This is a genomic window from Microbacterium sp. SCN 69-37, assembly GCF_001724435.1.
In the GTDB taxonomy this organism is placed as follows: Bacteria; Actinomycetota; Actinomycetes; order Actinomycetales; family Microbacteriaceae; genus Microbacterium; species Microbacterium laevaniformans.
Genome location: NZ_MEEL01000017.1, coordinates 43851 through 61470, shown reverse-complemented (window position 1 = coordinate 61470; position 17620 = coordinate 43851). Strand labels below are relative to the sequence as shown.

At 70.5% G+C, this 17620-nt stretch carries 17 protein-coding genes; 11 read left to right on the top strand and 6 right to left on the bottom strand.

Annotated features, from left to right (window positions below):
• The first annotated feature begins 17 nt into the window (after positions 1-17).
• Positions 18-1475 carry a GuaB1 family IMP dehydrogenase-related protein gene (locus tag ABS64_RS02650; protein WP_288121055.1) on the top strand — a complete coding sequence of 486 codons (1458 nt, stop codon included), beginning with the start codon at positions 18-20 and terminating at the stop codon, positions 1473-1475.
• A 95-nt stretch (positions 1476-1570) separates the two neighbouring features.
• On the opposite strand, the gene ABS64_RS02645 is transcribed toward ABS64_RS02650, so the two are convergent.
• Entirely contained in the window at positions 1571-2545 is a 975-nt protein-coding gene (locus ABS64_RS02645) for a hypothetical protein (RefSeq protein WP_288121056.1), read from the bottom strand.
• 308 nt (positions 2546-2853) lie between these two features.
• On the opposite strand from ABS64_RS02645, the gene ABS64_RS02640 reads away from it, so the two are divergent.
• Together ABS64_RS02640 and ABS64_RS02635 are read left to right on the top strand one after the other, a co-directional pair.
• Positions 2854-4209, top strand: coding sequence for a hemolysin family protein (locus ABS64_RS02640; protein WP_288121058.1), 1356 nt, complete (start codon positions 2854-2856; stop codon positions 4207-4209).
• Entirely contained in the window at positions 4206-5261 is a 1056-nt protein-coding gene (locus ABS64_RS02635; protein ID WP_061683357.1) for a hemolysin family protein, read from the top strand. The genes ABS64_RS02640 and ABS64_RS02635 overlap by 4 nt, the downstream gene beginning before the upstream one ends.
• A gap of 52 nt (positions 5262-5313) precedes the next feature.
• Here the strand turns inward: ABS64_RS02635 and ABS64_RS02630 are convergent, their stop codons facing one another.
• Positions 5314-6399, bottom strand: a complete 1086-nt coding sequence (locus ABS64_RS02630; RefSeq protein WP_288121060.1) for an NADH:flavin oxidoreductase/NADH oxidase — start codon at positions 6397-6399, stop codon at positions 5314-5316.
• A gap of 97 nt (positions 6400-6496) precedes the next feature.
• On the opposite strand from ABS64_RS02630, the gene ABS64_RS02625 reads away from it, so the two are divergent.
• The 4 genes from ABS64_RS02625 to ABS64_RS02610 all read left to right on the top strand — a co-directional run bounded on the left by ABS64_RS02625 (position 6497) and on the right by ABS64_RS02610 (position 10240).
• Positions 6497-7327 (top strand): ADP/ATP-dependent (S)-NAD(P)H-hydrate dehydratase, encoded by an 831-nt coding sequence (locus tag ABS64_RS02625; RefSeq protein WP_288121062.1) that lies wholly within the window; start codon positions 6497-6499, stop codon positions 7325-7327.
• Between the two features lie 23 nt (positions 7328-7350).
• Positions 7351-8598, top strand: coding sequence for a glycosyltransferase family 87 protein (locus ABS64_RS02620; protein WP_288121064.1), 1248 nt, complete (start codon positions 7351-7353; stop codon positions 8596-8598).
• 43 nt (positions 8599-8641) lie between these two features.
• Positions 8642-8974: a thiamine-binding protein gene (locus tag ABS64_RS02615; protein ID WP_288121066.1), complete on the top strand. Its 333-nt coding sequence runs from the start codon at positions 8642-8644 to the stop codon at positions 8972-8974.
• A gap of 72 nt (positions 8975-9046) precedes the next feature.
• Positions 9047-10240, top strand: a complete 1194-nt coding sequence (locus tag ABS64_RS02610) for an MFS transporter (protein WP_292680702.1) — start codon at positions 9047-9049, stop codon at positions 10238-10240.
• An 8-nt stretch (positions 10241-10248) separates the two neighbouring features.
• On the opposite strand, the gene ABS64_RS02605 is transcribed toward ABS64_RS02610, so the two are convergent.
• Positions 10249-11451 carry a homoserine O-acetyltransferase gene (locus ABS64_RS02605; protein WP_036285807.1) on the bottom strand — a complete coding sequence of 401 codons (1203 nt, stop codon included), beginning with the start codon at positions 11449-11451 and terminating at the stop codon, positions 10249-10251.
• Positions 11452-11624: 173 nt separating this feature from the next.
• Positions 11625-12947: a bifunctional o-acetylhomoserine/o-acetylserine sulfhydrylase gene (locus tag ABS64_RS02600; RefSeq protein WP_036285912.1), complete on the bottom strand. Its 1323-nt coding sequence runs from the start codon at positions 12945-12947 to the stop codon at positions 11625-11627.
• A gap of 162 nt (positions 12948-13109) precedes the next feature.
• Here ABS64_RS02600 and ABS64_RS02595 point away from each other — a divergent pair, with 162 nt between their 5' ends.
• Complete coding sequence (locus ABS64_RS02595; RefSeq protein ID WP_288121070.1) at positions 13110-13913, top strand: SDR family oxidoreductase; 804 nt, start codon at positions 13110-13112, stop codon at positions 13911-13913.
• A gap of 23 nt (positions 13914-13936) precedes the next feature.
• Here ABS64_RS02595 and ABS64_RS02590 read toward each other — a convergent pair whose 3' ends face one another.
• Positions 13937-15439 (bottom strand): MFS transporter, encoded by a 1503-nt coding sequence (locus ABS64_RS02590; RefSeq protein ID WP_292680558.1) that lies wholly within the window; start codon positions 15437-15439, stop codon positions 13937-13939.
• Positions 15440-15499: 60 nt separating this feature from the next.
• Here ABS64_RS02590 and ABS64_RS02585 point away from each other — a divergent pair, with 60 nt between their 5' ends.
• Genes ABS64_RS02585 through ABS64_RS02575 form a run of 3 tightly spaced genes read left to right on the top strand, consistent with a single transcriptional unit; the run spans position 15500 to position 17324 of the window.
• Positions 15500-16000: a phosphoribosyltransferase gene (locus ABS64_RS02585; RefSeq protein ID WP_016463342.1), complete on the top strand. Its 501-nt coding sequence runs from the start codon at positions 15500-15502 to the stop codon at positions 15998-16000.
• On the top strand, positions 16000-16689 hold the full coding sequence (locus ABS64_RS02580; protein WP_288121075.1) for a uracil-DNA glycosylase: 690 nt from the start codon (positions 16000-16002) through the stop codon (positions 16687-16689). Before ABS64_RS02585 ends, ABS64_RS02580 begins: the two co-directional genes overlap by 1 nt.
• Before the next feature lie 5 nt (positions 16690-16694).
• Complete coding sequence (locus ABS64_RS02575; RefSeq protein ID WP_036320838.1) at positions 16695-17324, top strand: GNAT family N-acetyltransferase; 630 nt, start codon at positions 16695-16697, stop codon at positions 17322-17324.
• On the opposite strand, the gene ABS64_RS02570 is transcribed toward ABS64_RS02575, so the two are convergent.
• Complete coding sequence (locus ABS64_RS02570; RefSeq protein ID WP_288121118.1) at positions 17313-17615, bottom strand: protealysin inhibitor emfourin; 303 nt, start codon at positions 17613-17615, stop codon at positions 17313-17315. The two genes, ABS64_RS02575 and ABS64_RS02570, sit on opposite strands and share 12 nt — an antisense overlap.
• Positions 17616-17620 lie beyond the last annotated feature (5 nt).

The window sequence follows — 17620 nt, the reverse complement described above, 5'->3', positions numbered from 1 at the left end:
TCGGTACCGTGGGAGTCATGCAGTTCTCCGGCGCACAGCCCACCGTCGACCTCACGTACTCGGACGTCTTCCTCGTGCCGCGACGATCCGGTGTGACCAGCCGCCTGGACGTCGATCTGTCGCCCCGCGACGGGACCTCGGCGACGATCCCGCTCGTCGCCTCCAACATGAACTCCGTCACCGGACCGCGTCTGGCCGCCGCCCTCGCCCGACGCGGAGGGCTCGGTGTGCTGCCGCAGGACATGCCGCTGCAGGAGATCGACACGGCGATCCGCTGGGTCAAGGACCAGCCCGTGCGGTGGGACACCCCGCTCGTGCTCGGCGCCGACGCGACCGTCTCGCAGGCGGCGGCGCTGCTGCCCGCGACCGAGGGCCACGGCATCGTCGTCGTCTCCGGAGACCTCACGCAGGTGCACGTCGACGACATCCTGGGCGTCGTCCCGGCGACGCGGCTGGGCACGGCCCTGCCCGACGCCCGCCTGGGTGACCTCACCCGCGGTCGCGGTGTCTCGATCGACGCCGACGACGTCACCGACGCCCGCCACGCCTTCGATCTGCTCGTCGCGGCGGATGCCGAGACCGTGTGCGTCCTGCACCACGGCTACCTCGTCGGCACCCTGTCGCAGCGCACCGCGCTGCGCTCGACGCTCTACCGGCCCGCGGTCGACGCGCACGGTCGGCTGATCGTCGCGGCTGCGGTCGGCATCAACGGCGACGTCGCCGCGAAGGCGAAGGCGCTCGCCGCCGCCGGGGTTGACGTGCTCGTCGTCGACACCGCGCACGGCCACCAGGAGGGCATGCTGCGCGCCCTGCAGACCGTGTCGGGGCTCGGCCTCGGCATCCCCATCGCGGCCGGCAACATCGTGACGGCGGAAGGCGTGCACGACCTCGTCGGAGCCGGCGCGTCGATCCTGAAGGTCGGGGTGGGGCCCGGCGCGATGTGCACCACCCGCATGATGACGGCCGTCGGCCGCCCCCAGTTCTCCGCGGTGCTGGAGACCGCGCAGGCCGCCGCCGAGCTCGGGGCTCACGTCTGGGCCGACGGCGGCGTCCGCTATCCGCGCGATGTCGCGCTCGCCCTGGCGGCGGGGGCGGCATCGGTCATGATCGGCTCGTGGTTCGCCGGCACCATCGAAGCGCCCGGGCAGCTGCAGGTCGATGAGGGGGGCCGCGTCTACAAGGAGTCGTGGGGCATGGCGTCCACGAAGGCGGTCCAGGGGCGGTTCGGTCGGCTGGACGCCTACGAGCGTGCGCGCAAGGAGCTGTTCGCCGAGGGGATCTCGTCGTCGAAGATCTACCTCGATCCGCTGCGGCCGTCGGTCGAGGACCTCGTCGACATGATCACCTCGGGCGTGCGCTCGTCGTTCACCTACGCGGGGGCGTCGACCGTCCCCGAATTCCATGAGCGTGCCACGGTGGGACTGCAATCCGCAGCCGGCTACGAAGAGGGCAAGGCCCTGCCTGTCAGCTGGTGACAGCCCGCGGCATCCACTCCCGCTCGCGCGGCCGAAATCGGCTCGCGCTGCGTTGATTTGAGGAGCGGATGCCGGTATCGGCAGCGCGAGCGCGGTCAGCGCAACACCGGATCGCGGGAATGGGGCCGCGGCTTGGTGCTGCGCAGGCCGTCGGCGGTGAGGATGTCGTAGACGCGTTGCGGGCGGTCGGCGTCGGTGGCTTGGAGGCGCGAGAACCCGCGCACCTCGCGGCGGATCTCGTTCTCACGGTTCTTCTCGTCGATGACGATGGCCGCAGGCGTCCGCCCCGCCGTGTACTCGGGACTGAGATACTTCCCGCGCCCGTCGATCTCGAGCCAGTGATCGGCATCCGGGAAGTACAGATCGCCGTACACCAGCCGGCCGCTGCGCAGCACCCGCCGCTCCTGCAACCGCGTCGGCGGAAACCCGAGCGCCGCCACCAGCAGCCGCACGTGGGTCTCACGGACATTTGCCGACAGCGGCGCCGACGATGCGAGCGCACGGCGCGCACGAGCATCGCCCCGCACGGGCCTCTCGTCGTCGAGGAGCGCTTCGATCTCGGCCGCCGTCGTGAGCGCTCCTCCGGCGCGTCCGGTCCAGAACGCCTGATCGATCGCCGTCACTGCGCGCAGGAACGGCAGCAGACGGGCGATATCCAGCGCGGTCTGGGCGGGAGTGGTGATCCGGTGGCGCCCGAACGGCACCGACATCCGTCCATCGCGCCCGAGCGCTCGCCGAGTGATCGCTCCTCCAGAGCGACCGCCCGTGGCGCGGTCGACCGTCACCTCGACCCGCGTCGGCCAGGCGCCGAGCACATCGATGCCCCACACGGCCGCCGCCGCGAAATGCGAGACGAGCGCGGGAGCGCGTACCCGCGCCATCACCTCCTGGACCCGAAGGCAGTGCTGCGCCACGGGGGCCAGCTGCCGCCAGTCGGCGCCCATGACGAAAGCCCCCGGCGCGACGCGCACCCAGGTGCCGTCCGCCAGCATCCGCCGTGCGCGCCGATCGTCCAGCGGTTCGCGCAGTTCACGTCGGCGCAGAACCGCGATGCCCACAGAAGCCGTCATGTGTCGACCCTCGCAGGCGCCGACGCCCCGGCATCCACGCCGACCGGCCCCGTGGACACCCGCGCCCGCAGCCCTGCCGGGGGAGGAGGCTGTGTGCTCCCTCTCGCGCGGTCGAAATCGGCTCGCGTGGCGTCGATTTCGGGCGCCGATGCCGATCTCGGCAGCGGCTGCCCGGTGGATGCCGAGTGGCGGCATCCAGCGCCGACACGGGCCGGGTGCCGTAAACTTCTTCGCACCATGGACGACCCTCCCAGTTGCAGACGATCGCCCCACCGACCCTCCCCGAGCATGATCGGGGGTGACGTGTGATGGAACTCGTCATGCTGGGCGTGGGGCTCCTGCTCACCATCGGAACCGGACTTTTCGTCGCGAGCGAATTCGCCCTCGTCAACCTCGATCGCGCGGATCTCGAGGCGCGTCAGGCGGCCGGGGAATCGCGGTTGTCGCTGACCATCAGCGCGTTGCGGATCACCTCGACGCACCTGTCCAGCGCGCAGCTCGGCATCACGCTGACCACCCTGCTCACCGGTTACACGATGGAACCGGCCCTCACCACCCTGCTCAGCCCCGTGCTGACGGCGTGGGGCGTTCCCGACGCGGTGGTTCGCGTCGTCGCCACGACCGTCGCGATCGCCGTCGCCACGACGTTCTCCATGATCCTGGGTGAGCTCGTGCCGAAGAACTTCGCGCTGGCCATCCCGCGTCAGACCGCGAAACTCGTCATGCCGTTCCAGGTCGCGTTCACCACGGTGTTCCGTCCTGCGATCACCGTCCTGAACGGCTCGGCCAACGGCATCCTGCGGGGGATGGGGATCGAACCCAAGGAGGAGCTTTCCGGAGCCCGCACGGCAGAAGAGCTCTCCAGCCTGGTGCGACGCTCGGCCAGTGCCGGTGTGCTGGAGGAGGACACCGCCTCGCTGCTGGATCGCACGCTCACCTTCGCGCGGCTGACGACCGCGGATGTCATGACGCCGCGTCCCAGCATCCATGCGGTCGCCGCCGGCGACAGTGTCGAGGACGTCATCCAGCTGGCCCGCCGCACGGGCCACAGTCGCTTCCCGGTGTTCGACGAGTCGATGGACGACATCACCGGCATCGTCCACCTCAAACAGGCCGTCAGCGTGCCGCGCGAGCGTCGCGGCGACGTTCCTGCGGCCGCCATCGCGGAAGAGCCGCTGCGAGTGCCCGAAGCCGTCCACCTCGACGCCGTGATGTCGGAGCTGCGCTCGCGCGGCTACCAGATGGCCGTCGTCGTCGACGAGTACGGGGGCACCGCCGGCGTGGTGACGCTGGAGGACCTCGTCGAGGAGATCGTCGGCGAGGTGCTCGACGAGCACGACCGCTCGCGCGCGGGCGTCGTGCGGGTCGCCGGCGCCGTGACGTTCCCGGCGGAGCTGCGTCCCGACGAGGTCCTCGATCGCACCGGCATCCGAGTGCCCGAGGGCGACGTGTACGACACCGTCGGCGGCTTCTTCATGTCGATGCTGGAGCGCATTCCCGTCGTCGGGGACCGCATCGATCTCGAGGACGGGACGCTGGAGGTGCAGCGGATGGACGGCCGGCGCGTCGACCGCGTCAAATTCACGCCGCACCCGCTGCCCCACGCGGCGCTCGACGGCGCCGATGCGTCCGACGCGGCGAACGAGGCAGGTGAGGGTCGATGAGCGACTGGGCCGGAATCGCGTGGCTGGTGGTGCTGCTCGCGTTCAACGCGTTCTTCGTCGGCGCCGAGTTTGCCGTCATCTCCGCCCGCCGCTCGCAGATCGAGCCGCTCGCCGAGAAGGGCTCCAAGACCGCGGTGACCGCGTTGTACGCGATGGAACACGCCACGCTCATGCTCGCCACGAGTCAGCTCGGCATCACCATCTGCTCGCTGCTGATCCTGAACGTGTCGGAGCCGGCGATCCATCACCTGCTCGAAGTGCCCCTGGGGCTGACGGGCTGGAACGAGGCGGTCATCGGCGGCGTCGCGTTCGCCATCGCCCTGGTCCTCGTGTCGTACCTGCACGTGGTGTTCGGCGAGATGGTGCCGAAGAACCTCGCGTTCTCGCTCCCCGACCGGGCCGTGCTCATGCTGGCGACACCGCTGGTGTGGACCTCGAAGCTCTTCTACCCGATCATCGTCGCCCTCAACTGGCTGGCCAACCACATCGTGCGCCTGTTCCGGGTCGAGCCGAAGAACGAGGCGGCGTCGACGTTCACCCTCGACGAGGTGGCCACGATCGTGAACCAGTCACGGATCGAGGGCGTGCTCGACGACGCTTCCGGCGCCGTGACGGCCGCGTTGGAGTTCACCGACAAGAAGGCGCGGGACGTCGCCGTACCCCTGTCGGAGCTCGTGACGCTTCCCGAGACGACGACGCCCGACGAGATCGAGCGCGCCGTCGCCAAGCACGGCTTCTCGCGCTACGTGATCGTGGATGCCGAGGGCATCCCTCTCGGCTACGTCCATCTCAAGGATGTGCTCCGCGCGGCTGAGGGCGCCGGCGCCGATGAGAAGGTCGCCGTGCCGATCAAGCCGAAGCGCATCCACCACATGGTTCCGGTCGCCGAGACGACCGACCTGGAGGATGCGCTGGCCCTCATGCGCCGCACCAGCCGTCACCTCGCGCAGGTGCGCAACGCTCGGGGCGAGACGACGGCGGTGCTCTTCCTCGAGGACATCATCGAGGAGCTCGTCGGCGAGGTACACGACGCGACACGCCGGGGCTACTGAGCCCGTTGCCGCCGCAGGGCCGGGTGTGTGGACCCGGCCCTGCGGCGCTCGCTCACCGAACGGGAGCGATACGGGGGCGTCCGCGCTCGTACTGCGGGGGCCACAGCGCGGCGTCGGCGCCGCCGAGCTCGACCTCGGCACGCAGCGCGAAGTGCGGGTCACGCAGCCATTCGCGACCGGCCAGGATCACGTCGGCGGCTCCGGACGCCAGGATCTCCTCCGCCTGCACACCCGAGGTGATCTCCCCCACGGCGCCGACCGCGACGTCGGCGACGCGGCGCACCTCGGCGGCGAGCGGCACCTGGTAGCCGGGGCCGGTCGTGATGCGCTGGTGGGCGACGAGACCGCCGCTGGAGATGTCGAAGAAATCGACGCCGCGCGCGGCCGCCCATCCGGCGACGGTCGCCGTCTGCGCGGCATCCCAGCCGCCGTCGGCCCAGTCGGATGCCGAGAAGCGCACGAGAGTCGCGGCATCCGGGGCGGCGCTGCGGACGGCGTCGACGACCTCGAGCAGCAGCCGGGCGCGGTTCTCCAGGCTGCCGCCGTACTCGTCCTCGCGCGCGTTCGACAGCGGCGAGAGGAACTGGTGGAGCAGATAGCCGTGCGCGGCGTGGACTTCCAGCACCTCGAAGCCGGCGGCGACCGCCCGCACCGCGGCGGCGGCGAACGCCACGACGATGCGGCGGATGCCCGCGGCATCCAAGGCCTCCGGCGCCTCGAATCCGTCGTAGGCGATGGCGGAGGGGGCGAGCGTGGTCCACCCGCCGTCGGCGGCGGGGACGCTGCCGCGGCGCCCGGAGAACGGTGAGAAGGTCGAGGCCTTGCGTCCGGCGTGGGCCAGCTGCACGCCGGGAAGAGCTCCGCGGGCGCGGATCGCGGCAACGATGGGCGCCCACGCGTCGCGCTGTTCGTCGTTCCAGAGGCCCACGTCCTCGGGGGAGATGCGTCCCTCCGGGCTCACCGCGGTCGCCTCGGCGATGACGACACCGGCGCCGCCGGACGCGAACTGGGCGAGGTGAACGTGATGCCAGTCGTTGGGCACGCCGTCGGTCGCCGAATACTGACACATCGGCGCGACCCAGAGGCGGTTGCGGACGGTGCGTCCGGCCAGTTCGTACGGGGTGAACAGCAGGCTCATGATGGCTCTCCGCGGGCTCGATGCGGGTGGGCGTTTCGACTCGGCGCTGTGCGCCTCGCTCAACGACCGGGGGACGGGGACGGGTAGGGTGGCGCGCATGAGCACACCCTCGCCGTGGACGGCACCCGAGACGGCCACCTTCCTCAGGGTGCCAACGGCGAGCGACGACAAGTATTCCCGAGGCGTCGTGGGCATGCGCACCGGATCGGAGGAGTTTCCCGGCGCGGCTGTTCTGGGCGTCGAGGCCGCGTGGCGGACGGGGACGGGAATGGTGCGCTACCTCGGTCCGCGTCGGGCCACCGACCTCGTGCTCCAGCGTCGCCCGGAGACGGTGACGGCCGACGGGCGGGTGCAGGCGTGGGTGGTCGGTTCGGGGACGTCCCCCACCGCTCGCACCCCTGCCGAGACCGCGGCGGTCCGGACGATCCTCTCCGGGGACGTGCCGGTCGTCGTCGATGCCGGCGCGCTCGATCTCGTCGTCGCGGCATCCGCCGTCACGGGCGATCCCGCGCCGCTGGTGCTGACGCCCCACGATCGCGAGCACGCCGCATTGCGCGATCGGCTGGGGCTGGCCTCGGCCATCGGTCGGGAACAGGCCGCCCTCGAGACGGCCGCTGTCACCGGCGCCGTCCTGCTGCTGAAGGGTTCGACGACGCTGATCGCGACGCCCGAGGGCACGGTGCGCTCGGTGACATCGGGCGTCGCATGGCTGGCGACGGCCGGCACCGGCGACGTGCTCGCCGGCATTCTGGGAGCGCTCGTGGCAGGGGCTCCGGATCGTGTCGCGGATGCCGCCGCGTGCGCGGCCTGGCTGCACGGCAGCGCCGGAGCTGCCGCCTCCGCCCGACACGGCGGAGGGCCGCTGGTCGCTCTCGACGTCGCCCGTGCGGTGTCGAGCATCGTGGGCGAGCTCGTCTCGGAACGCTGAGGTCGCCTCCCTAGGATGGGGGGATGATGAGGCGGAGCGTGCTGTGGGCCGCCTTCGCGATCGTTCACGTCGGTGTCGCCTGGCTCGGCTTCGTCCTGCCCAACGAGCCCATGGGAGACGTCTACCGCGTCTACGAGCCGTGGTCGACGAGCGCGCTGCAGGGGCACGGCATCGTCGGCATCGACCAGTCGTGGGTGTATCCGCAGCTCGCGCTGTTGCCCATGCTGCTGGCGCACGCGTTCGCGTGGATCGCCGGGTACACCGTCGGCTGGGCGATCGTCGTCATCGCCGCGGATGCCGTCGCATTCGCCATCCTCATCGGGCGCGCCCGCTCGGTGGGACGCGTGACGGCGGGATGGTTCTGGCTCGCCTACGTGGCGCTTCTCGGTCCGGTCGGGTTGTACCGGCTCGACGGGTTCACCGTGGCGCTGGCCGTGCTCGGCTGCCTGTGGCTCGTCGGACGTCCGTGGGCGGCGTCGGTGCTGCTGTCGGTCGCGACATGGATGAAGGTGTGGCCGGCCGCGGTGCTGGCCGCTGCGGTCGTCACGCTGCGTCGCCGCGGCGCGCTCGTGGGAGGTGCGGTGGTGGTGAGCGCGGCGACGCTGCTCGTGATCGCCGCTCTCGGGGGTGGGGCGCACGCTTTCGGCTTCATCGGCGACCAGACGACGCGGGGACTCCAGGTGGAGGCGCCGGTCAGCATGCCCTACCTCTGGGGCGCTCTGCTCGGCATCCCGGGGTTCTGGGTGTACTACGACCAGCATCTGCTGACGTTCCAGGTCACCGGCACTCAGATCGATCCCGTGATCGCCGCGATGACTCCCGCGCTCGTCGTGGCGATGCTCGTGGTCGCGGGTCTCGGGGTGTGGGCCGTGACGCGCGGCGTGCGGTACGCGACGCTGTTCCCGACGCTCTCGCTCGCCTTCGTTCTCGGGTTCATCGTCTTCAACAAGGTGGGCTCGCCGCAGTACCTCTGCTGGCTGGTGCCGTCGGTGGTGCTCGGGCTCGTCATCGATCGCCGCCGCTGGATGGCCCCGGCGTCGACGGCGCTGTTCGCCGCGCTGCTCACGCAGCTCGTCTACCCCCTGACCTACAACGGCGTCCTCTACCCGCAGCTCGTGCCCGTGAGCCTTCTGACTCTTCGCAACCTCGTTCTCTGCGCGATGTTCGTGTGGATGATCGTGCGCCTCGTCTCCGTTGCCCGCCATGCCCCCGCCTCGACCCTTTCGACGCGGGCGCTCCCCGAGAACGCCACGACGGGGCTCGTTCCCTGATCCCGTTCCCGCCGACCCGAACCCGCCGACCCGAAGGAGCCCCATGCTCGTCGCTTTCTCCGTCGCCCCGAGCGGCACCTCCACTCCCGCCGGGGCCGCCGCCGACGGCTCTGTGCACGACGCGGTCGCCGCGGCCGTGAAGGTCGTCCGTGACTCGGGACTACCGCACCGCACGACCTCGATGTTCACCGAGATCGAGGGGGAGTGGGACGAGGTCTTCGCGGTCGTGAAGGCCGCGACCGATGCCGTCATGCCCTTCGGCTCACGCGTCTCGCTGGTGCTCAAGGCCGACATCCGCCCCGGCCGCGTTGGAGAGCTCGACGGCAAGATCGAGCGGTTGGAAACCGCGATCGCGGCGTTGGAGGTCGACGGGTAGGCCGCCCGGGACGCCGCCGGCGCCCGGTAGCATGGCCGGGTGATCTCCTCGACCCCGTCGAGGGGTGCGGCGATGTGGGCGCTCCTCTCCCTCGCCATCGGCTCGTTCGGCATCGGCATGACCGAGTTCGTCGTCATGGGCTTGCTCCCGAACATCTCCGCCGACCTGCTGCCGACGACGTGGGCCTCCTCTCCCGAGGATGCCGTCGCGCAGGCGGGGTGGCTCATCACCCTGTACGCGCTCGGCGTCGTCATCGGCGCCCCCACGATCGCGGGAATCGTCGCGAAGTATCCGCGCCATCGCGTGATGCTGGCTCTGGCGGCGGCTCTGACGCTCGGCAACACGCTGACGCTGCTGGCTCCGACCTTCGAGCTGGTCGCGGCATCCCGCGTGCTGGCGGGCCTGCCGCACGGCGCATACTTCGGTATCGGCGCCCTTGTCGCCGCCGACGTCATGGGGCCGGGAAACCGCGCCAAGGGCGTCGCCTTCGTGCTCACGGGCCTCACGGTCGCCAACGTCGTCGGTGTGCCGTTCGGCACCTTCCTCGGGCAGCGCTTCGGGTGGCGGATCGCATTCCTCGTCGTCGCCCTCATCTTCGCCCTCGCCGCAGTGATGATCGCGCTGACCGTGCCGGCCCATGCGGGCGATCCCGGACGGACGCTCCGCGCGGAGCTGCGCGCGCTGCGGATCGGCCAGGTGTGGCTGACCCTGGGGGTCGGTGCGATCGGGTTCGGCGGGTTCTTCGCGGCCTACAGCTACGTCGCGTCGATCGTCACCGAGGTCGCGGGAGCTCCCGCGGCCGTGGTGCCGGTGATCCTCATCGTCATGGGCATCGGCATGACGATCGGGAATCTCGTCGGCGGCCACCTTGCCGATCGCGACCTGAAACGTACGATGCTGGCGGGCCTCGGCGCTCTCGTCGTGGTGCAGGTGCTCCTCGCCCTCACTGCGGGCGCGCTGATCGCGCTCGGGCTGTTCATCTTCCTCGTCGGCTTCGTGTCGTCGGTGCTGAGCCCGTCGATTCAGACACGGCTGATGGACGTCGCGGGCGACAACCAGTCGATCGCCGCGGCGCTGAACCACTCCGCGCTGAACATCGGCAACGCCACCGGGGCGTTTCTCGGCGGCGTCGTGATCGCGGCCGGTTTCGGCTTCGTCGCACCGGTCTGGGTGGGAGCGCTGCTCGCGGCATCCGGCCTCGTGCTCGCCCTCGTGAGCTTCGGGATCGAGGCGCGCTCCGCACGAACCGCCGCCGCGGTGGCCTGACGCCGGGATCAGGCCTGCAGCAACCGCCGCAGGTGCGCTCCGACGGCGGTCGTCTCGATGAGGAAGCCGTCGTGACCGAAGTCGCTCGACAGCACGATGGCGCCGTCGTCGATCGTCGAGCGGATGCCGCGCGCGATGCGGTGCTGTCCATCGATCGGGAACAGGCGGTCGCTATCGGTGCCGAGCACGAGCGTCGTCGCGGTGACACGCGCGAGGGCATCCTCGACCCCGCCACGGTCGCGTCCCACGTCGTGGGAGTTCATGGCCTCGACCAGCGTGATGTAGGTGTTCGCGTCGAAGCGGCGCGTGAACTTGTTGCCGTGGAAGTCGAGATAGCTTTCCACGGCGAAGCGGCCCCCGTGACCGAGCGGGCTCTTTCCCGACTGCCACGATCGCTGGAAGCGCTGGTTGAGTTCGGTGGGGCTCCGGTAGTTCAGCAGGGCCATGCGGCGGGCGAGCGCGAGGCCGCGGTGCGGTCCCTCGCCGTCGGGAGCGTCGTAGTACTCACCGTCGGCGAAGCGCGGATCGATCTGGATGGCTTCCAGCTGCACGCCGTTGAGCGCGATCTGGTCGGCCGTCGTCGTCGGCGGAGAGGAGAGTACGGCGAGCCGCGCGACGCGCTCGGGCTGGCCCACACCCCACTCGAGCGCGTGCATGCCGCCCATCGAGCCGCCGACGACCGCGGCCCACACATCGATGCCGAGCGCATCCGCAAGGCGCACCTGGGCGGCGACCTGGTCGCGGACGGTCAGGTACGGAAAGCGTCCCGCCCATTCGTACCCGTCGGGGGCGATCGATGACGGCCCCGTCGAGCCCTGGCATCCACCGAGCATGTTCGGGGCGACGACGAACCAGCGGTCGGTGTCGATGGGGGCGCCCGGGCCCACGATGTCGTCCCACCAGCCCGCGGTGGGATGACCGGGTCCCGCGGCGCCGCGCACGTGACTGTCGCCGGTGAGGGCATGCAGCACGAGCACCGCGTTGTCACGGGCGGGCGACAGCTCGCCCCAGGTCTCGTAGGCCAGGCGGATGCCGGGAAGCTCCCGACCGCCCTCGGTCGTGAAGGCGCCGAACGCGGCGAAGCGGCGGTCGCCGGCGGGATCGCCGTCGCGCCAGGCGCCCGTCGCCGGGGGGCGGCCGCGCAGCAGGCGCGCGTCGGCCTCCGTGATCGGTGCACTCGGCACCGTGTCTTCGGAGGTCTGCCAGTCCATGACGTCCATTCTCCCGGGTCTCGGATATCGCAAACGGACTGTTACGACCACCACCTCCGCAGAAACGCACGAACTCCGCAGCGGGAAGCGTTTCCGGCTGCGGAGTTCGCGGCATCCTGCGGAGTTCGTGCACCCGTCGGGGACGGGTATGCTGCTCCGCGGCGGGGCAGGGCTCAGGCGCGGGCAGCCTCGGAGACCTTGCGCGCGGCGGCGAGGGCCTGCTCGAGGTCGGCCTTGAGATCCTCGACGTTCTCCAGACCCACCGACAGGCGGACCAGGCCCGGGGTCACACCGGCCGTGAGCTGCTGCTCCGGCGTCAGCTGCGAGTGCGTCGTGGATGCCGGGTGGATGACGAGCGAGCGGACATCGCCGATGTTGGCGAGGTGGCTGAAGAGCTCGAGCGCGTTCACGAACTCGCGACCGGCCTGGACGCCGCCCTTGAGCTCGAACGACAGCACCGCGCCCACGCCCTTCGGGGCGTAGCGGTTCGCGGCCGCGTACCAGGGCGAGGTCGGCAGGCCGGAGTAGTTGACCGAGGCGATGTCGTCGTGGTTCTCCAGCCACTCGGCGATCTCCTGCGCGTTCTGCACGTGACGCTCGATGCGCAGCGACAGGGTCTCGATGCCCTGGATGAGCAGCCAGGCGCTCTGCGGCGAGATGGCGGCGCCGAGGTCGCGCAGCAGCTGCACGCGTGCCTTGATGACGTACGCCAGGCCGTCGCCGACAGCCTGCGTGTAGACCGCGCCGTGGTAGGAGGGGTCGGGGGTGGTCAGGCCCGGGAAGCGGTCGGCGTGCTCGGACCACGGGAACGTGCCGCCGTCGACGATGGCGCCGCCGATGACGGTGCCGTGGCCGCCGAGGAACTTGGTGGCCGAGTGCACGACGATGTCGGCGCCGTGCTCGAACGGGCGGATGAGGTAGGGCGTTGCGATCGTGTTGTCGACGATGAGCGGCACACCGGCCTCGTGGGCGACGTCGGCGACGGTGCGGATGTCGAGCACGTTGATCTGTGGGTTGCCGATCGTCTCGGCGAAGAACAGCTTCGTGTTGGGGCGGACCGCGCGGCGCCATTCCTCCGGGTCGTCCTGGTTCTCGACGAACGTGACCTCGATGCCGAGCTTGCCCAGCGTGTACTTGAAGAGATTGTAGGTGCCGCCGTAGATCGAGCTCGACGACACGAAGTGGTCACCGGCCTCCGCGATGTTGAGGATCGCGAATGTCTCCGCTGCCTGGCCCGACGCGACGAGGAGGGCGCCGGTGCCCCCCTCGAGGGCCGCGATGCGCTGTTCGACGACGTCCTGCGTGGGGTTCTGGATGCGGGTGTAGATGTTGCCGAACTCCGCCAGAGCGAACAGGTTCGCGGCGTGGTCGGCGTTGTCGAACACGTAGGAGGTGGTCTGGTAGATCGGCGTGGCTCGCGCCTTGGTCACGGGGTCGGGCTGCGCGCCCGCGTGGATCTGCGTGGTCTCGAAGCGCCAGTTCTCGGATGCGGACATGTCGGGCTCCATCGGGTGAATCGGAAGTGGTGGGGAGCCGGGGTCGGATGCCGCGGCCATCACTGACAGTAGAGTTCGCGCCCGTTGTCAACAACGGTCGGGAAATGTGACGTAATGAACGCACTCGCCTCGGCATCCGATGCCGTGACGTAGCGTGGGGGCATGACTTCGCCGCAGGAGAGTTCTCAGGACCACCGTCGTCGCGCCGTGGTGACGGGAGCGAGCTCCGGCATCGGTGCGGCGACCGTCCGCGCCCTGCGGGCGTCGGGCTGGGACGTGGTGGGTGTGGCTCGCCGCGCGGAGCGGCTGGTCGCGCTGGATCGCGAAACCGGGTCGGCATCGTTCGCCGCCGACCTGTCGAACGAGGCCGACGTGGCGGCGCTGGCCGAGCACCTGGCACGCACCGGGGCGGTGCACGCCCTCGTGCACGTCGCCGGCGGCGCGCGGGGCACCGACCGGGTCGAAGACGGCGACCCGGCGGACTGGCGCTGGATGTTCGAGGCGAACGTGCTCTCGGCGCAGCTGATCACGGCGGCCCTGCTGCCGTTGCTGCGGGCAGGGATCGACGACGGCGGTCACGCCGACACGCTGTATGTCACCTCGACCGCGGCGCAGACGGCGTATCCCGGAGGAGCCGGTTACAACGCGGCGAAGGCGGGCGAGGCGATGCTCGTGCACGCCCTGCGTCTGGAGCTGAACGGGGAGCCGATCCGCGTGACCGAGGTCGCGCCGGGCATGGTCTACACCGAGGAGTTCACCCTCAACCGACTGGGCGGCGACCGCGCCACGGCCGAGAAGGTCTACGAGGGCGTCGAGCACCCGCTCACCGCGGACGATGTCGCGGATGTCATCGTGTACGCCCTTCAAGCTCCCGGCCACGTCAACCTGGACCTCGTGACGATGCGCCCGGTCGCCCAGTCCGCGCAGCACCTGCTCGCGCGCGGTCGCCTCCGCCCGCGCGCCTGACCCCGCGGAAGAGGCCCGCGGCGTCAGGATGCGGGGGCGTCGGCGAACGCGACCTTCGGAACGAACACGAGCAGCAGGGCGGCGAGGAATCCGCCGCCGGCGCAGATCGCCCACACCGTCAGGTAGCCACCGAGGGAAGCCGCGGTCTGGCTGGCCACGGCGCCGGCGCCGGCCGCGAGCACCACGCCGAACACGGCTGAGGAGAACGACCCGCCGATCGTCTTGGTCGTGTTGGTCAGTGCCGTCGCGATGCCGGTCTGCCCGCGCGGGGCGGCGGCGGCCGCGGCGGCGGGAAGCGCACCGACCAGCGCGCCGCAGCCGAGCCCGGCGATCGAGAGGTTGAGCAGCACCTGCCACAGCTCCACGTGGAACGGCAGGAAGAGCAGATAGCCGATACCCACGAGCAGGGATGCCGCGATCAGTACGACCCGTGGGCTCGCCCGCCGCGAGGTCACGGCGAACAGCACGGCGCCCACGATGAGTGAAACGAGGTAGACCCCGATGATGTTCGAGCGCTCCGTGGCATCCAACCCGAGCCCGTAGCCGAGGGAGGGATCGGTGCCGGCGTACGTCGACAACGGTCCCTGCGCGCCGAGCAGGCTGATCCCGATGAGGAAGGCCGTCGCCTGCACCGGCCACATCTCGGGTCGGCGCAGCACCCGGATGTCCACCGCCGGGTCGTCCTGGCGCAGTTCGAAGCGCACGAACCACACGAACACCGCGACCCCGGCCAGCAGCAGGGCAATGACCCAGATCCAGGCGGCGGCGCCGAGCGCCAGCTCACCGATCATCCGCATCCAGGCCAGACCGCCCGTCACGAGCAGCAGTGCCCACGCGAGGAGCACGAAACCCCTCGTGTCGAGGCGTCGTCCACCCTCCGGGGCGGATTCGGGAACACCGATCCAGATGACGAGTGCGACGAGCGTCACGGCGATCGCCGGTACGATGAGCGTCGCGGTGAGGTTCTGGCCGCTTGCGGCGAAGATCCGTCCGGCGGCGAGAGCGCCGACGATCGCGCCGACCTCCAGCCCGACGACCAGCAGACCCGCCGCGCGGCGGGTCGTCGACACTCCGCGCTGCTGCACCCGGCCGCGCTCGAAGATGAGGGCGATCTCCAACGGCAGCCAGACGACGTAGAAGCCCTGCAACGCCCAGGCGATCAGAAAGCTCCAGAACGAGGTCGCGAACGCCAGCCACCACGTCGCCCCGGCCGTGAGGACCGCGGCGATGAGCAGGATGCGCTTGTGGCCGTACATGTCGCCGAGTTTCGCGAGCACCGGGACGACGAGCGCCGACAGCAGCAGCTGCGCCGCCTCGAACCAGTTGACATCCGAGTCGTGGATGCCGAGGGAGACGACGATGTCGCTGAACAGCGGCACGTAGTACCCCTGCAGGATGCCGCTGACGATCTCGACCAGGATGAACCATCCGATGAGGCCGGCGGTGATGCCGAGGCCCCGGGGAAGGCGGGCCGAGCGGGTGCGGGGGCTCTTCGCCGTCGAGGAGCCTGCGGAGGAGGAGGTCACGGCGTTCACTCTAGCCACGCGTGTGTGTCGCGCACCGCAGCGGCGCCTAGGCTGAATGCCGTGACGAGCGAGCGCGAAGTACTGACATGGGACGGTTTCGGCGAGGCGACCCGGGCGCTGTCCCGATCGATCGTGGCGGACGGGTTCGTTCCCGACGTCGTGGTGGCGATCGCCCGCGGGGGTCTGCTGCCCGCCGGCGCGATCGCCTACGGTCTGGGCGTCAAGAGCTGCGGTGCCCTGAACGTGGAGTTCTACACCGGCATCGGCACCGTGCTGGAGGCTCCGGCGCTCCTGCCCCCCGACCTCGACCTCGGCTACCTTCCCGGCAAGCGCGTCCTGCTCGTCGACGACGTCGCCGACAGCGGTCGCACACTCGCCCTCGCGGTGAAGATGCTGCGCGACGCCGATGCCGACGTGCGATCAGTGTGCATCTACACGAAGCCCGGCAGTGTCGCCCAGCCCGACTTCTCCTGGCGCGAGACCGACCGTTGGATCGATTTCCCCTGGTCGGCCGCCGGTTCTGTGATCGAGGAGGATGCGGGCGCGGAGGCGAGCGCTTGATGGCGATGGCCCTCGATGAGCTGGCCGATGCCGGACTCATCGACGCGGATTGGGCGCACGCGCTCGCTCCGGTGGCGCCCGACATCGCGGCGCTCGGCGAACGACTGCGCGCCGAGACCGCGGCAGGGCGGCCGTATCTCCCCGCGGGCGACAAGGTGCTCCGCGCCTTCGCGAGACCGCTCGCGGACGTCAAGGTCCTCATCGTCGGGCAGGACCCCTACCCGACCCCGGGCCACCCGATCGGGCTCTCGTTCGCCGTGGACGCGCACGTGAGGCCCCTGCCGCGAAGCCTCGCCAACATCTACCAGGAGCTGGAAACCGACCTCGGCATCGCACGGGCACCGCACGGCGACCTCTCCGCATGGAGCGATCAGGGCGTCATGCTGCTCAACCGCGTGCTGACAGTGGCCCCCGGAGCTCCCGCATCGCATCGCGGGTGGGGATGGGAGAAGGTCACCGAACACGCCATCCGCACCCTCGTCGCCCGCGACCGACCGCTCGTCGCGGTGCTCTGGGGGCGGGATACCGCGAACCTGCGGCCCCTTCTCGCGGGGACCCCGACCGTGGAGTCCGCCCACCCTTCGCCGCTGTCGGCCAGTCGGGGCTTCTTCGGCTCGCGTCCCTTCTCGCGTGTCAATGAGCTGCTCGTCCAGCAGGGTGCGACGCCGGTCGACTGGCGTTTAGGCTGAGCCACATGCTGGAGGAGGAGTACGACAAGAGTCGGCGGCGGCTGCCCGTGCACCTGCGCCGCAGCGAGCAGGAGCGCCCCTTCTCCTACGAGATCCGGCCCGTGCGGGACGGCGATATTCCGGACATCCGCGAGATCTACAACTACTACGTCACCAACTCGGTGGTGACCTTCGACGAGAAGAAGTGGTCGCTCGCCCAGTGGCGCGAGAAGCTCGAGCATCTCTCCAAGCTCGGCATGCCGTTCCTCGTGGCGCAGTCGCCCAGCGGGCAGATCCTCGGCTATGCACTCGTGCAGCCGATGTCGGCCAAGTCGGCGTACCGCTACAGCGTGGAGAACTCGATCTACCTCGGCCAGGCGGCGACGGGAAAGGGCCTCGGCCGCGCGCTCCTGGAGGCGCTGATCGCAGCCAGCGAAGCGGCCGGCATCCATCAGATGGTCGCGGTGATCAGCGACAAGGGGGCCGAGTCCTCCATCGCCCTGCACGAGAAGCTCGGCTTCGTCGAGGTCGGACGCATGGGACGCGTCGGCTTCAAGTTCGGCCGCTGGCTCGGCACGATCTACCTGCAGAAGCAGCTGTCGCCGGTGAAGAAAAAGCGCTCGCTGTTCTCGCGCTCGGAGCGCTCAGAGGGGTGAGGGCGCGGCGTCGCGGACCGCGTCGATCAAGATGCGCCAGGCGCCCTCGGCGTCCGCCTCGCTGACGATCGCACGGTGGGAACGACCGTCGACGTGAGCTTCGATGGTCCAGGTGAATCGGTCGGCGCCCGGCGCGGTGGGGGCAGCGGCCGAGCCCGGGAGAGGCTCGCCCCTGTCCTCGGCATCCCAGGGGCAACGTTCCACGAGCTGCTTCCAGCGCGCACTCTCGTGGGGAGGTGCCGAGAGGTGCCAGCGGCGCGTGAATCCCGCGACGCCGCCGGAGCGGACCATGCTCA